Below are 15,319 nucleotides of genomic sequence, written 5' to 3'. Positions count from 1 at the left end.
TGGTGGGTGACGGCCGCCAGTCCCCGCCCGTTCTCGGACGGCCCGTGCGGGCCCGTGCCTACAGCGTGCGCAGGATGTCCTCGACCCGCTCCTTCGCGTCGCCGAACAGCATCTGGCTGTTCTCGCGGAAGAACAGCGGGTTCTGGACGCCGGCGTACCCCGGGCTCATGGACCGCTTGAAGACGATCACGTTCTCCGCCTCCCACACCCGCAGCACCGGCATACCGGCGATCGGGCTGCTTGGGTCCTCCAGGGCGGCCGGGTTGACGGTGTCGTTCGCGCCGATCACCAGCACCACCGCCGTGCCGGCGAAATCGTCGTTGATCTCGTCCATCTCCAGCACGATGTCGTACGGCACCTTCGCCTCGGCCAGCAACACGTTCATATGGCCGGGCAGCCGTCCCGCCACCGGATGGATCGCGAACCGCACGTCGACCCCGCGCTCCCTGAGCTTGCGGGTCAGATCGGCGACGGGGAACTGCGCCTGCGCCACCGCCATGCCGTAGCCGGGCGCGATCACCACCGAGGTGGCGTTCTTCAGCAGGTCGACGGTGTCGGCGACACTGATCTCGCGGTGCTCGCCGTAGTCGGTGTCGTCACCGCCCGTCGCCTCGGCGCCGAAGCCGCCCGCGATGACCGACAGGAACGAGCGGTTCATCGCCTGGCACATGATGTACGACAGATACGCACCGGACGAGCCGACCAGCGCGCCCGTGACGATCAGGAGATTGTTGTTCAGCAGGAAACCGGAAGCGGCGGCCGCCCAGCCCGAGTAGCTGTTGAGCATCGACACGATCACCGGCATGTCGCCGCCGCCGATCGAGGCGACCAGATGCCAGCCGAGCGCGAGCGCGACCGCCGTGACGGCGATGAGCAGCCCCAGGCTCGGGTGGATGACGAACGCGACGGTCAGCCCCACGAAGGCCGCCAGCGCACCGATGTTGAGCAGGTTCTTGCCGGGCAGCATCAGCGGCCGTGAGTTGATGCGCGCCGACAGCTTGAGGAAGGCGACGACGGACCCGGTGAGGGTGACGGCGCCGATGAACACACCGATGAACACCTCGGCATGGTGGATGCGCAGCAGATCGTGGGCGATCTCGATCTCGTGCGAGCCCTTCGACTCGACGCCGAAGTAGCCGTCCCAGCCGACGAGTACGGCGGCGGCGCCGACGAAACTGTGCAGTAGCGCGATGAGTTCGGGCATGCCCGTCATCTCGACACTGCGTGCCCGCAGGATCCCGATGACCGCGCCGATGACCATGGCGACGACGATGAGCACGATGCCGGTGGCGGCGATGGACCGGGACGCCAGACCGATGGTGGCGGCCAGCGCGATGGTCATGCCGGAGATCCCGAAGACCACACCGGAGCGGGACGTCTCGTGTTTCGACAGCCCGGCGAGGCTCAGGACGAACAGCAGGGCGGCGACGATGTAGGCCGCTTGTGCGGCGGTTGCGGCAGTCATGGCGGCTCAGTCCTTCGAGAACATGCTGAGCATGCGTCGGGTCACGGCGAAACCGCCGAAGATATTGATACTGGCCAGCAGGATCGCGGCGAAGGACAACGCGGTGATGACGGTGTCCGCGCGCCCGATCTGCAGCAGCGCGCCCACCACGATGATCCCGGAGATCGCGTTCGTCACCGACATCAGCGGTGTGTGCAGGGCGTGGTGGACATGGCCGATGACGTAGTAGCCGATCACGATGGCCAGCACGAACACCGTGAAGTTGCCGATGAGCTGCGCGGGCGCGAACGCGGTGAGCAGGAACAGCAGCACCACACCCACCCCGGTGAGGGCGTACTTGCGGCGCGCCGTGAGCGGCTGCTTCTGCTCCCGTACGGCGGGCGGCGCGGCCGGCGCGGCGACGGCGGGCGCCGCCGACACCGGGACCGGCGGTGGCGGCCACGTCTTCGTACCGTCGCGTACGACGGTCACCGCGCGCTGCACGACGTCGTCGAAGTCGAGGACGACCTCGCCGTCCTTGCCGGGGGTCAGCAGTTTCAGCAGGTTGACCAGGTTGGTGCCGTAGAGCTGCGAAGCCTGCGCGGGCAGCCGGCCGGCGAGATCCGTGTACCCGATGATCGTCACACCGTTGTCGGTGACCACTGCCTCGCCCGCCACAGAACCCGCCACGTTGCCGCCCTGCGCCGCCGCCATGTCGACGACGACACTGCCGGGCCGCATGCTCGCGATGTCCCGCTCGGTCAGCAGCCGCGGCGCGGGCCGGCCCGGGATCAGGGCGGTGGTGATGACGATGTCGACGTCGGCGGCCTGCTCGGCGTAGATCTCCGCCGCACGCCGGTCGTAGTCCTCGGAGGTCGCCCTGGCGTAGCCGTCGGTGCTCTGCTGCTGCTCGGCGACCTCCACGGCGAGGAATTCGCCGCCCAGGGATCTGACCTGGTCGGCCACCTCGGGCCGGGGGTCCGTCGCGCGGACGATCGCGCCGAGGCTGCCGGCGGCGCCGATCGCGGCCAGCCCCGCCACGCCCGCGCCCGCCACCAGCACCTTGGCCGGCGGCACCTTGCCCGCGGCCGTGACCTGACCGGTGAAGAACCGCCCGAAGACATGCGCCGCCTCGATCACCGCGCGGTAGCCGGCGATGTTGGCCATCGAGCTGAGCACGTCGAGCGACTGGGCGCGGGAGATACGCGGTACCGCGTCCATGGCCAGGGCGGTGATCGGGCGCAGCGCCAGCGTCTCGACGAGCTGCGGATCGAGGGCCGGTGCCAGCAGGCCGACCAGCACGGCCCCGTCGCGCAGCCGCCCGATCTCGTCCGGGTTCGGCGCGTTGACCTTCAGGACGATGTCGCTGCCCCATGCCTCACCTGCGGGTACGACGGCGGCGCCGGCTTCCTCGTACGCCTCGTCGGTGAAGCTCGACCGCTCCCCGGCGCCTGCTTCCACGGCGACCGCGTAACCGAGCGACAACAACTGCCGAACCGTGGTGGGTGTCGCCGACACCCGGGATTCGCCGGGCGATGATTCCTTCACCACTCCGATGCGCGATGCCATACGGAGGTCTCCTCTACCGGTCTCATGGTGCCGATGTGATGCGTGTCCCGATCGGAGCCAGCATGCGGTAAAGGATGTTCGCCCGGTCGAACCGGGGTGCCCTGTGCGCGAGCCGCGGGCGCCCGGGACAACGAAGTGCGGGCCGCCTGTCGTAAGGACAGACGGCCCGCAGGGGCGTGTGGTGCGCGTGGAAAGCGGCGCGCGGGTCGGGCGGCGTGGATCAGGCGGCTTCGTCGACCCCGTTGTGGAGGGCGGCTGCCCATTCCAGCAACAGGACCTCGTACGCCTCGGCCGGCCACGTCCCGTCGGCCGCGTCCACGAGCGCGCGGATCCGTTCGTTGGCCACGACAGCGTCGGAGGCCGAAGGAACGGAAGCGGAAGGAGAGGACATACGACAAACCCTATGGGCAGAGGCCGCCGCCACGTGACCATTTCGTTAGCGGCCTTGCTCACACTCGGGGTTTGAAAAGCCGGGAATATGGGTTACTAGGCGGCCGACTCGCCCGCGTGCGGGCTCAGCGTGTCGGTGCTGACCAGGAAGAACAGCGCGATGCCGAGCAGGATCCGATAGATCACGAACGGCATGAAGCTCTTGGATGTAATGAACTTCATGAACCACGCGATAACGACATATCCGACAACGAACGCGATGATCGTGGCGAAGATCGTCGGTCCCCAGGCCACATGGCCCTCGCCCGCGTCCTTCAGCTCGAACACACCCGAGGCCAGGACCGCGGGGACGGCGAGCAGGAACGAGTAGCGCGCGGCCGACTCGCGGGTGTAGCCCATCAGCAGTCCGCCGCTGATGGTGGCGCCCGACCGGGAGACACCGGGCACCAGGGCCATGGCCTGGCAGAAGCCGAAGATCAGCCCGTCCTTGACGCCCAGGTCCTGCAGCCCCTTGCGCTGCTTGACCGCGCGGTGCTTGCCGCCGGTCTCGTCGCGGGCGGCGAGCCGGTCCGCCACGCCGAGGACGACACCCATCACGATCAGCGTCACGGCGATCAGCCGCAGATCGCGGAACGGACCCTCGATCTGGTCCTTGAACGTCACGCCCAGCACACCGATCGGGATCGAGCCGACAATGACGAGCCAGCCCATCTGCGCGTCGTGGTCGGCGCGCATCGCCTTGTTGCCGAGCGAGCGGAACCAGGCGGAGACGATCCGGGCGATGTCCTTGCGGAAGTAGATCAGGACCGCCGCCTCCGTACCGATCTGGGTGATCGCGGTGAAGGCGGCCCCCGGGTCGTGCCAGCCGGCGAACGCGGCGGTCAGCCGCAGATGCGCGCTGGACGAGATGGGCAGGAACTCGGTCAGCCCCTGGACAAGCCCGAGGATGAAGGATTCGAACCAAGACATGGAGTACAGAGCCGCCCAGGAAGTAATCACGGTCGATGCGCGAACAGGCCGAGTGGGCAGCCTAGCGTCTGCGATCAGCCGCCCGGCCGGGAGGTACTGGATCTGCGGTTAAACATGAAAGGGCCATCGGAAGTCGAGGGATGTTTGTGGCGATGCACACTGCTGCGGCCCGACCTCGCTGCCCTAGCATCGACGCATGACGGTCCTGCCTGATGACGGGCTTTCGCTGGCAGCCGAGTTCCCTGACGCGACCCATGAACAGTGGCAGGACCTGGTAGCAGGGGTCCTGCGCAAATCGGGTCGGGACGTGTCGGGTCCTGCGGCCGAGGCAGCCCTTTCCACCGCCCTGCAGGACGGGATCACCACCCGTCCTCTCTACACCGCTGCCGACGTCGCCGCCGACGGCGGGTTCCCCGGCTTCGCCCCCTTCACCAGGGGCGCCCGCCCCGAAGGCGGCGCTGTCTCCGGCTGGGACCTCAGACAGCGGCATGGCCGGCCCGACCCCGTACAGCTCAACGAGGCCGTGCTGGCCGATCTGGAGAACGGGGTCACCTCGCTCTGGCTCGCCGTCGGAGCCGGCGGCGCGCCGGTCTCCGCCCTGGCGACGGCACTTGACGGTGTCTATCTGGACCTGGCGCCGATCGCCCTCGAAGCGGGCGACGAATTCGGCCCGGCCGCGCGGGAGTTGCTGAAGCTGTACGAGCAGCGCGGCGTACCGCGCACCGCGGCCGCCGGCAACCTCGGCGCCGACCCGGTCGGCCAACTCGCCCGCACCGGACAGGAGACGGCCGGGCACACCGAAGAGGCGGCGCGCCTCGCCGAGTTGTGCCACCAGGAGTACCCGGGCCTGCGGGCCGTCGTCGTGGACGCGCTGCCGTACCACGAGGCGGGCGGCTCGGACGCCCAGGAGCTGGGCTGTTCACTGGCGACAGGCGTCGGCTGGCTGCGCGACCTGACCGAGGCGGGGCTGAGCGTCGAAGCGGCCTGCGGGCAGCTGGAGTTCCGCTACGCGGCCGGCGCCGACCAGTTCCTGACGATCGCCAAGTTCCGTGCCGCGCGCCGGCTGTGGGCGCGGGTGGCCGAGGTCAGTGGCGCGGGCAGCGACTCCGCGGCGCAGCGGCAGCACGCCGTGACCTCGCGGGTGATGATGACGCGCCGCGACCCGTGGGTGAACATGCTGCGCACCACCGTCGCCGCACTGGCGGCGGGACTCGGCGGCGCCGACTCGGTGACCGTACTGCCGTTCGACCAGGAGTTCGGCCTCTCCGACGCCTTCGCGCGCCGGATCGCCCGTAACACCTCCACCATCCTGCTGGAGGAGTCACACCTCGGCCGGGTCGTCGACCCGGCCGGCGGCTCCTGGTACGTGGAGCGGCTCACCGACGACCTGGCCAAGGCGGGCTGGGCGTGGTTCCAGGAGATCGAACGCGCCGGGGGCCAGCGGGCCGCGCTGCGCTCCGGGCTGATCGGCGAACGGATCGCCGACACCTGGCGGGAGCGCTCGCACCGGCTGGCCACGCGCCGCGAACCCGTCACGGGAGTCAGTGAGTTCCCCCAGCTGACCGAGGTCGCGGTGGTCCGCGACCCCGCGCCCGTACCTCCCGGCGGCGGGCTGCCGACCGTACGGCGCGACGAGGCGTTCGAGGCCCTGCGGGCCCGCTCCGACGCGCACCTCGCCGCCACCGGCGCCCGCCCGCGCGCCTTCCTGGCCGCCCTCGGACCCGCCGCCGCCCACACGGCGCGCGCCGGATTCGCGGGGAGCCTCTTCCGGGCCGGCGGCATCGAACCCGTGCACGACCCGGTGACGGTGGACGCGGCCACCGTGGGCGACGCCTTCGCCCGCAGCGGCGCCACCGTCGCCTGCGTCTGCTCCAGCGACGCGCTCTACGCGGAGCAGGCCGTGCCCGTCGCCGAGGCGCTGAAGGCGGCAGGCGCCGACCGGGTGCTGCTCGCCGGGCGGCCCGGCGAACAGCGTGAGACCTATGAACGGGCCGGGATCGACGAGTTCGTCGTCGCGGGCGGCGACGCCGTCGCCGTCCTGACCGCCCTGCTCGACCGGATGGGAGTGGCGTGATGCGGATCCCGGACTTCTCCGAGATCGGACTCGGCGACGGGGCACCCGGCGCCGTCACCGACGACCAGTGGCGTGCCGCGGTCAAGGAGGCCACCGGCAGGTCGGACGCCGACCTGTACTGGGAGACCCCCGAGGGCATCGCCGTCAAACCGCTGTACACGGCGGCGGACACGGCCGGGCTCGACTTCCTCGCCACCTACCCGGGGATCGCGCCGTACCTGCGCGGGCCCTACCCCACGATGTACGTCAACCAGCCCTGGACGATCAGGCAGTACGCCGGGTTCTCCACCGCCGAGGAGTCGAACGCCTTCTACCGGCGCAACCTCGCGGCGGGTCAGAAGGGCCTGTCGGTCGCCTTCGACCTGCCGACCCACCGGGGCTACGACAGCGACCACCCGAGGGTCACCGGCGACGTCGGCATGGCGGGCGTCGCGATCGACTCGATCTACGACATGCGCCAGCTCTTCGACGGCATCCCGCTCGACAAGATGAGCGTGTCGATGACGATGAACGGCGCCGTACTGCCCGTACTGGCCCTGTACATCGTCGCGGCCGAGGAACAGGGCGTACCGCCGGAGAAGCTGGCGGGGACCATCCAGAACGACATCCTCAAAGAGTTCATGGTCCGCAACACCTACATCTACCCGCCGACGCCCTCGATGCGGATCATCTCCGACATCTTCAGCTACACCTCGCAGAAGATGCCGCGCTACAACTCCATCTCCATCTCCGGCTACCACATCCAGGAAGCCGGTGCGACGGCCGACCTGGAGCTGGCCTACACCCTCGCGGACGGGGTCGAGTACCTGCGCGCCGGGCTCGGCGCCGGGCTCGGCGTGGACGCCTTCGCGCCCCGGCTGTCGTTCTTCTGGGCCATCGGCATGAACTTCTTCATGGAGATCGCCAAACTGCGCGCGGCCCGGCTGCTGTGGGCCAAGCTCGTCAAGAAGTTCGACCCGCAGAACGCCAAGTCGCTCTCGCTGCGCACCCATTCACAGACCTCCGGCTGGTCGCTCACCGCGCAGGACGTCTTCAACAACGTCACCCGCACCTGCGTCGAGGCCATGGCGGCCACCCAGGGCCACACCCAGTCCCTGCACACCAACGCCCTCGACGAGGCGCTGGCCCTGCCCACCGACTTCTCCGCCAGGATCGCCCGCAACACCCAGCTGCTGCTCCAGCAGGAGTCCGGCACCACCCGGGTCACCGACCCGTGGGGCGGCAGCGCGTACGTCGAGAAGCTGACGTACGACCTCGCCCGGCGCGCCTGGCAGCACATCGAGGAGGTCGAGGAGGCCGGCGGCATGGCGAAGGCCATCGACGCCGGCATCCCCAAGCTCCGGGTCGAGGAGGCCGCCGCCAGGACCCAGGCGCGGATCGACTCCGGACGCCAGCCCGTCATCGGCGTGAACAAGTACCGGGTGGAGACCGACGAGAAGATCGACGTGCTCAAGGTCGACAACTCGTCCGTGCGCGACCAGCAGATCGAGAAACTGCGCAGGCTGCGCGCCGAGCGGGACGAGAACGGCTGCCAGGACGCGCTGCGCGCGCTCACCGCGGCGGCCGAGGCGGGCCCCGGGCCGGGACTCGAAGGCAATCTGCTGGCGCTCGCCGTCGACGCGGCACGCGCCAAGGCGACCGTCGGCGAGATCTCGGACGCGCTGGAGAAGGTGTACGGCCGGCACGCGGGCCAGATCCGTACGATCTCCGGTGTGTACCGCAACGAGGCAGGAACGTCCCCCGCCGTCGAGCGCACCCGCGCCGCCGTCGAGGAGTTCGAGCGCGCCGAGGGGCGCAGGCCGCGCATCCTGGTCGCCAAGATGGGCCAGGACGGCCACGACCGCGGCCAGAAGGTCATCGCGACGGCCTTCGCCGACCTCGGCTTCGACGTCGACGTCGGCGCGCTGTTCCAGACGCCGGGCGAGGTGGCACGGCAGGCCGTCGAGGCCGACGTGCACATCGTCGGGGTGTCGTCGCTCGCCGCGGGACACCTCACGCTCGTCCCGGCGCTGCGCGAGGAGCTGGCGGCCGAGGGGCGCGAGGACATCATGATCGTCGTCGGCGGGGTGATCCCTCCGCAGGACATCGAGGAGCTGCACAGGGCCGGCGCGGCAGCGGTCTTCCCGCCCGGCACGGTCATCCCGGACGCGGCGGCCGACCTGCTGACGGCGCTCGCGGCCTCGCTCGGCCACGAGCGGTGAGCTGATGCCCCGACCGATCGACATCGACAGCTACGCCAAGGGTGTCCTCGACGGTTCGCGCTCCCACATCGCACGCGCGGTCACGCTGGTCGAGTCGACCAGGCCCGACCACCGGGCGCTGGCCCAGCAGCTGCTGACCCAGCTGCTGCCGCACGCGGGAAACGCCCGGCGCATCGGGATCAGCGGGGTGCCCGGTGTCGGCAAGTCGACTTTCATCGACGCGCTCGGCACCCTGCTCACCGGACTCGGCCACCGGGTCGCCGTGCTCGCCGTCGACCCGTCGTCCAGCAGGACCGGCGGCTCCATCCTGGGGGACAAGACCAGGATGGAGCGGCTGGCCGTCGACCCGCACGCCTTCGTACGGCCGTCGCCGACGGCCGGCACGCTCGGCGGCGTCGCGAAGGCGACCCGCGAGACCATCGTCGTGATGGAGGCGGCCGGGTACGACGTGGTGCTCGTCGAGACCGTCGGGGTCGGCCAGTCGGAGACGGCCGTCGCCAACATGGTGGACTCCTTCCTGCTGCTCAGCCTCGCCCGCACCGGCGACCAGCTCCAGGGCATCAAGAAGGGGGTGCTGGAGCTGGCGGACGTCATCGCCGTCAACAAGGCCGACGGCCCCCACGAGCGCGATGCCCGCTCGGCCGCCCGTGAACTGGCGGGCGCGCTGCGGCTGATGACCCCAGTGGACGCCGCCTGGACACCGCCGGTGCTCAGTTGCAGCGCCCGCGAGGGCACGGGCCTCGACGCGGTCTGGGAGCGGCTGGAGCAGCACCGCGCCGTCCTGGCGTCCGAGGGCCGGCTGGCGCGCAAACGGCGCGACCAGCAGGTCGACTGGACCTGGGCCATGGTCCGGGACCATCTGCTGGACCGGCTGCGGGACGACCCCGGTGTACGGGCACTCACGCCCGGACTGGAACAGCGGGTACGGGACGGCACGCTGACGGCGACCCTCGCGGCCGAGCGGATCATCGAGGCGCTGGCCCTGCCCGGCGAGGACCGCCGGCCGGACACCACTTAGAGTCTGACCGGATACGGGAACGACGCGTCCGAACAGCGAACGGAACGGTGGCGGCATGGCAGCCGAAGGACCCGAGGAACCGGTGCTGACCGGCCGGACAGGACGGCTGGCCCAGCTCACCCTGAACCGTCCCCGGGCACTCAACGCGCTGACCCGACCCATGGTGCGGATCATCGACGCCGCCCTGGCGCGGTGGGAACACGACGAGGACGTCGCGGCCGTCGTCATCACCGGCGCCGGCGAGCGCGGGCTGTGCGCGGGCGGCGACATCCGGGCCGTGTACGAGGACGCCCGCACCGGCGGCGCCGAATCCCCCGGCTTCTGGCGCGACGAGTACCTGCTCAACGCCCGGATCGCCCGCTACCCCAAGCCGTACGCCGCGATCATGGACGGCATCGTGATGGGCGGCGGGGTCGGTGTCTCGGCGCACGGCAGCGTGCGGATCGTCACCGAACGCTCCGCCGTCGCCATGCCGGAGACCGGCATCGGCCTCGTCCCCGACGTGGGCGGCACCTATCTGCTGTCCCGGGCGCCCGGCGAGCTGGGCACCCATCTCGCCCTCACCGGACGGGTGGTGCGCGCCGCCGACGCCGTACTGTGCGGCCTCGCCGACCACTTCGTCCCGTCGGAACTGCTGCCCGAGCTGCACACCGCCTTCGCCGCCACCACGACCGGCGACCTGCGGGCGGCCGTACGGCCCTACGAGCAGCCGGCGCCCGAGGGTGACCTGGCGGACGGCCGGCCCTGGATCGACGCGTGTTACTCGGCGGAGACCATCGAGGAGATCGTCGGCCGGCTCCTCGACCACGGTGACCCGGCGGCGAAGGAGGCCGCCGCGACCGTCCTGACCCGCTCGCCCACCGCGCTCAAGGCCACGCTGGCCGCACTGCGCACCGCCCGCCGCCTTGCCACCCTGGAAGAGGTCCTGGACCAGGAGTACCGGGCCTCCTGCGCCGCGCTGGCCACCCACGACCTCGTCGAGGGGATCCGCGCCCAGGTCATCGACAAGGACCGCACCCCGCACTGGTCACCCGCCGACCTGGCGGGCGTCACCGAGGCGGACGTGGCGCGGTTCTCCGCCACACCGCCCGGCGGCGCGCTCGGCGCCGCCGACCGGAGCTGACGGACGGATCAACTGCCGCCGATGCGGTGGCGTTTGCGCCAGGCCACCACGGCGGCCCCGAGACCGGACAGCACGATGAAGCCCATCGCCGCCAGAAAGGTCGGCGACATCGGCGAGGCCGCCCGGCTGCCGGCGACCACATAGGCGGCCGTGTTCGGAATCGAACCGAGCCCCGTCGCCAGCAGGAACGGCAGCCAGCCCATCCGCGACACGGCGGCGCAGTAGTTGGCCGCGGCGAACGGCACGCCCGGGAACAGCCGGATCGCCAGCATCGAACGGAAGCCGTGCCGGCTGAGCTGCCCGTCGGCGGCCGTCAGCCAACGGCCCCTCACCAGCGGGCGCAGCGCGCTCTGGCCGAGGAACCTGCCGAGCCCGAAGGCGATCCCGGCGCCCAGCACCGTACCCACCAGAGCGGCCGGCAGCCCGAGTTGCGTACCGAAGAGCGCCCCGGCCGCGAGGTTCAGCAGCGGCCGCGGCACGAACGCGACCGCGCACAGCCCGTACGCGACGGCGAACAGCACCACGGCCGCGCCACCGCCCACGTGCGGCGGCCAGCCGGCCGAGAGGAATCTCTGTGGCTCGTACAGCAGCACGGCCGCGGCCGCGCAGCCCAGCACCACCACGAGCATCGAGAATCGGGACCAGGGCGAGAGCAGCACCCTGGAACAGCGGACAACGAGGCCGGAAGACGGCCGGGGACCGGTGTCGAGCATCAGTGGAGACTAACCGACTCGCCGGTGTGATCGCCGTAATGTGACGACCGCGACCCCGGCACACCGGCGGACAACGGCCGCTGAAAAACCGTTCGACGCCGCACCGCGGGTGCGCGATGATCAGTGACATGTTCCGGTACGCCTTCCTCGACGCACGGTCCGCAGCAGCGGCCGCGCCGAAGGCTGCCGCGTTCCTCGCGGCCCGGGCGGCCTATGCGGCGGCCCCCGCCGCGGCGCCCGTCGACGGCGCTCGAAGCTGACCCTTCCCGGATCGTCCGGCGGACCCCACAGGGGGAGGGTCGGCAAGGCACCGGGGTCCCGCCCACGCTTCGAGCTCCAGGCAGGAATCATGCCCAAGACGGCATACGTGCGCACCAAGCCGCACCTCAACATCGGCACCATGGGCCATGTCGACCACGGCAAGACCACGTTGACAGCGGCCATCACCAAAGTCCTCAGCGACCGCGCGGACAGCGGCACCACCTACACGTCGTTCGACCGGATCGACCGTGCCCCGGAGGAGGCGGCGCGCGGCATCACCATCAACATCGCGCACGTCGAGTACGAGACCGACACCCGGCACTACGCGCACGTCGACATGCCCGGCCACGCCGACTACATCAAGAACATGGTGACCGGAGCGGCCCAGCTCGACGGGGCGATCCTCGTCGTCTCCGCACTCGACGGGATCATGCCGCAGACCGCCGAGCACGTCCTGCTCGCCCGGCAGGTCGGCGTCGACCACATCGTCGTCGCCCTCAACAAGGCCGACGCGAGCGACGACGAGCTGACCGACCTCGTCGAGCTGGAGGTGCGCGAACTGCTCAGCGAGCACGGCTACGGCGGCGAGAGCGCGCCCGTCGTACGGGTGTCGGGACTGCGCGCCCTGGCCGGCGACCCGCGCTGGACCGCCGCCGTCGAGGCGCTGCTCGACGCCGTCGACACGTACGTGCCCGTGCCCGAGCGCTACACGGACGCGCCGTTCCTCCTTCCGGTGGAGAACGTCCTGACCATCACCGGACGCGGCACGGTCGTCACCGGAGCGATCGAGCGCGGCACGGTACGGGTCGGCGACCGGATGGAGGTGCTGGGCGCCGGGTCCGGGCCGCAGACCACCACCGTCACCGGTCTTGAGACCTTCGGGAAGCCGATGGAGTCCGCGGAGGCCGGGGACAACGTGGCGCTGCTGCTGCGCGGCATGCCGCGCGACGCGGTCCGCCGCGGCGACGTGGTGGCGGCGCCCGGCAGCGTCGTGCCGCGCAGACGCTTCACCGCGCGGGTGTACGTCCTGTCGGCGCGCGAGGGCGGCAGGACCACGGCGGTGGGCAGCGGCTACCGGCCGCAGTTCTACATCCGTACCGGCGACGTGGTCGGCGACATCGACCTCGGCGAGCGGGGGGTGGCGCGCCCCGGTGAGACGGTCACCCTGACCGTCGAGCTGGGCCGTGACGTACCGCTGGAGCCGGGACTCGGCTTCGCGATCCGTGAGGGCGGCCGCACCGTCGGCGCCGGCACGGTCACGACCGTGCTCTGAGCCGTACCGCCCGCTCTCGGGGCCTGCCACCGCGCAGGGCCCGAGAGCGGGGCGGGCGGCCGGGCGGGCGGGCGCACAATGGGGAGGTGAACGAGCCCATTCCTGTCATCCGCGCCGTCGACTGCGGCACGGCGAAGCTGCTGCCCGACGTGGACCGGGAGCGGGCCTGGCTGCTGACGGTCGACGGCGCGCCGCAGTCCTACGTGGACCTGGACGAGCCGGCCCATCTGGAGTTCGAGTACGTCCGCAGGCTGGGCCATGTCCTCGACTGCGCGGCCCCCGAGGGCGAGCCGCTGGCGGTGCTCCATCTCGGCGGGGGAGCCCTCACCCTGCCCCGGTACGTGGCGGCGACCCGCCCCGGTTCCCGGCAGACGGTCGTCGACTCCGACGCGCCGCTGCTCGACCTCGTCGCCGAACTGCTGCCGATACCCGAAGGCGTGGGCATCGACGTCCACGCCGCCGACGCCAGAAGCTGGCTCGCACAGGCGCCGGACCGCTCCTTCGACGTGCTCGTCGCCGACGTCTTCGGCGGCTCACGCGTCCCCGCGCACCTCACCTCCGTCGAGTACGCACGCGAGGCCGAGCGGGTGCTGCGCACCGGCGGGATCTACGCCGCCAACCTCGCCGACGCCGCGCCCTTCGACTTCCTCGGCTCCCAACTGGCCACCTTCGCCACGGTCTTCGAGGAACTGGCGCTGATCGCGGAACCGGCCGTGCTGCGCGGGCGCCGCTTCGGCAACGCCGTACTCCTCGCCTCGCACACCCCGCTCGACACGACGGCGCTGGCCCGCAGGACCGCGGGCGACGCCTTCCCCGCACGGGTCGAATACGGCGCTTCGCTGCGCCGCCTCATCGGCGACGCCACGGCCGTACAGGACACCGGCGCCGTACCGTCACCCCTCCCGCCCGACGGCGCCTTCAGCATCGGCTGAGACGGCGGCGGAACCGGGGACGCGAGAACCGGAAACGGCAGGACCGGGGACGGGAAGAGCGCCCGCCGCACCCGCTCCGTGCACCGAGCCTTCTCCCTGCACCGAGCCGTGCACCGGCACGTCCGACCGGCGCCGCGTCAGCCGCCGTACGTCGGGCACGCACAGCACGGCGAGCGTCAGCAGCAGGATCAGTCCCGAACAGCCCCACAGCGCGGCCGAGCGCCCGAAGGCGCTCTCGGCGGGCCCCGCGAGCGCGGCGGCGACCGGCACCATGCCGACCGAGCCGAACCAGTCGTAGGAGGCGACCCGGGACAGCTTCTCCTCCGGGATCTCCTGGTGCAGCGCGGTCATCCACGACACACCGAAGATCTCGACCGAGACCCCCGTCAGGAACATCACCACCGTCAGCGCCACGATCGGCAGCGGCAGCGCCAGACCCGCCGAAGGCAGCGCGAGCGGCAGGATGCCCAGCGAGCCCGCCAGCAGCAGCCTGCGCGGCTTCCAGCGCGTCATCAGCAGACCACCGCCGACGGTCCCGGCCCCGAAGGCGGCCAGCGCCAGACCCCACGGCCCTGGACCGCCCAGCGAGTCCCTGGCCACCAGCGGCCCGTACACGGACTCGGCCGCCACGATGACCGCGTTGACCACGGAGAACTGGATCACGATCGTCCACAGCCAGGGCCTGCCGATGACCTCGTGCCAGCCGTCCCGCAGGTCGGCGAGCACCCCGCCACCCTTCTCGCGCGCCGGGACATGGCTCACGTCGAGGAAGGCCCGCAGTGTCCCCGCCACCAGGAACGCGCCCGCGTCGACGGCGAGCACCCAGCCGGGACCGAGCACACCGATCAGCGCGCCGCCCAGGGCGGCCCCGCCGATCCCCGCGCCGTTCATCGCCATCCGGTACACGGCGAAGGCGCTGCCCGCCTGCTCACCGCTGACGCTGGACATCACCATGCCCTCGGACGCGGGGCTGAAGAACGCCTGGCCCGTGCCGCCCAGTCCGGCGAGCACCATCATCTGCCACAGCTGGGCGTGGCCCGCCAGCACCAGCGCCGCGAACGCCGCCTGCGAGAGACAGTTGAGCGCGTTGGCGGCGACCATCACCCGGTGCCGCGGCAGCCGGTCGGCCACCGCGCCGCCCACCAGCAGGAACACCACCAGCGGCACGGTGCGGGCGGCGGCCACCAGACCTACGTCGCCGCTGTCGCCGCCCGCGTCCAGCACCGCGAACGCCGAGGCGATCAACGCGCCCTGGCTGCCCAGGTTGGTGATGATCGCCGCGGCGGTCAGCAGTCGGTAGTTGCGGCGTGGAGAGGTCACCCCGGGACTATCCCGGACCGCCACCCGGCTAT

General features: G+C 71.4%; 13 protein-coding genes. 7 read left to right on the top strand and 6 right to left on the bottom strand.

Going from position 1 to position 15,319, the window contains the following annotated elements; translation table 11 throughout:
• Positions 1 to 58 precede the first annotated feature (58 nt).
• The 4 genes from pntB to OHS57_RS05945 form a co-directional block, all read right to left on the bottom strand.
• Complete coding sequence (pntB, locus tag OHS57_RS05960) at positions 59 to 1,465, bottom strand: Re/Si-specific NAD(P)(+) transhydrogenase subunit beta (RefSeq protein ID WP_328581263.1); 1,407 nt, start codon at positions 1,463 to 1,465, stop codon at positions 59 to 61.
• 6 nt (positions 1,466 to 1,471) lie between these two features.
• Positions 1,472 to 3,013 (bottom strand): Re/Si-specific NAD(P)(+) transhydrogenase subunit alpha, encoded by a 1,542-nt coding sequence (locus tag OHS57_RS05955; protein WP_328581262.1) that lies wholly within the window; start codon positions 3,011 to 3,013, stop codon positions 1,472 to 1,474.
• A gap of 220 nt (positions 3,014 to 3,233) precedes the next feature.
• Positions 3,234 to 3,404, bottom strand: coding sequence for a hypothetical protein (locus tag OHS57_RS05950; RefSeq protein ID WP_198533452.1), 171 nt, complete (start codon positions 3,402 to 3,404; stop codon positions 3,234 to 3,236).
• Between the two features lie 95 nt (positions 3,405 to 3,499).
• Positions 3,500 to 4,372: an undecaprenyl-diphosphate phosphatase gene (locus tag OHS57_RS05945; RefSeq protein ID WP_328581261.1), complete on the bottom strand. Its 873-nt coding sequence runs from the start codon at positions 4,370 to 4,372 to the stop codon at positions 3,500 to 3,502.
• A gap of 196 nt (positions 4,373 to 4,568) precedes the next feature.
• Here OHS57_RS05945 and OHS57_RS05940 point away from each other — a divergent pair, with 196 nt between their 5' ends.
• The 4 genes from OHS57_RS05940 to OHS57_RS05925 are packed head-to-tail and all read left to right on the top strand — an operon-like array spanning position 4,569 to position 10,788.
• Positions 4,569 to 6,446: a methylmalonyl-CoA mutase family protein gene (locus tag OHS57_RS05940; RefSeq protein ID WP_328581260.1), complete on the top strand. Its 1,878-nt coding sequence runs from the start codon at positions 4,569 to 4,571 to the stop codon at positions 6,444 to 6,446.
• Positions 6,446 to 8,647, top strand: a complete 2,202-nt coding sequence (gene scpA / locus OHS57_RS05935; protein WP_041997830.1) for a methylmalonyl-CoA mutase — start codon at positions 6,446 to 6,448, stop codon at positions 8,645 to 8,647. The genes OHS57_RS05940 and scpA overlap by 1 nt, the downstream gene beginning before the upstream one ends.
• Before the next feature lie 4 nt (positions 8,648 to 8,651).
• Entirely contained in the window at positions 8,652 to 9,665 is a 1,014-nt protein-coding gene (meaB, locus tag OHS57_RS05930; RefSeq protein WP_328581259.1) for a methylmalonyl Co-A mutase-associated GTPase MeaB, read from the top strand.
• Positions 9,666 to 9,720: 55 nt separating this feature from the next.
• Positions 9,721 to 10,788, top strand: a complete 1,068-nt coding sequence (locus tag OHS57_RS05925; protein ID WP_328581258.1) for an enoyl-CoA hydratase/isomerase family protein — start codon at positions 9,721 to 9,723, stop codon at positions 10,786 to 10,788.
• An 8-nt stretch (positions 10,789 to 10,796) separates the two neighbouring features.
• Here OHS57_RS05925 and OHS57_RS05920 read toward each other — a convergent pair whose 3' ends face one another.
• Positions 10,797 to 11,501, bottom strand: a complete 705-nt coding sequence (locus OHS57_RS05920) for a TVP38/TMEM64 family protein (RefSeq protein WP_328581257.1) — start codon at positions 11,499 to 11,501, stop codon at positions 10,797 to 10,799.
• 128 nt (positions 11,502 to 11,629) lie between these two features.
• Here OHS57_RS05920 and OHS57_RS05915 point away from each other — a divergent pair, with 128 nt between their 5' ends.
• From OHS57_RS05915 to OHS57_RS05905, 3 genes are all read left to right on the top strand, one after another.
• On the top strand, positions 11,630 to 11,761 hold the full coding sequence (locus OHS57_RS05915; protein ID WP_328581256.1) for a hypothetical protein: 132 nt from the start codon (positions 11,630 to 11,632) through the stop codon (positions 11,759 to 11,761).
• 89 nt (positions 11,762 to 11,850) lie between these two features.
• Positions 11,851 to 13,035, top strand: a complete 1,185-nt coding sequence (tuf, locus tag OHS57_RS05910; RefSeq protein ID WP_328581255.1) for an elongation factor Tu — start codon at positions 11,851 to 11,853, stop codon at positions 13,033 to 13,035.
• An 86-nt stretch (positions 13,036 to 13,121) separates the two neighbouring features.
• Complete coding sequence (locus tag OHS57_RS05905) at positions 13,122 to 13,967, top strand: spermidine synthase (RefSeq protein ID WP_328581254.1); 846 nt, start codon at positions 13,122 to 13,124, stop codon at positions 13,965 to 13,967.
• Here the strand turns inward: OHS57_RS05905 and OHS57_RS05900 are convergent.
• Positions 13,929 to 15,287 (bottom strand): MFS transporter, encoded by a 1,359-nt coding sequence (locus OHS57_RS05900; protein WP_328581253.1) that lies wholly within the window; start codon positions 15,285 to 15,287, stop codon positions 13,929 to 13,931. The genes OHS57_RS05905 and OHS57_RS05900 overlap by 39 nt on opposite strands.
• Positions 15,288 to 15,319 lie beyond the last annotated feature (32 nt).

It is taken from the genome of Streptomyces sp. NBC_00370 (assembly GCF_036084755.1).
Taxonomy (GTDB): domain Bacteria; phylum Actinomycetota; class Actinomycetes; order Streptomycetales; family Streptomycetaceae; genus Streptomyces.
This window is presented reverse-complemented; position numbering and strand designations above follow the sequence as displayed.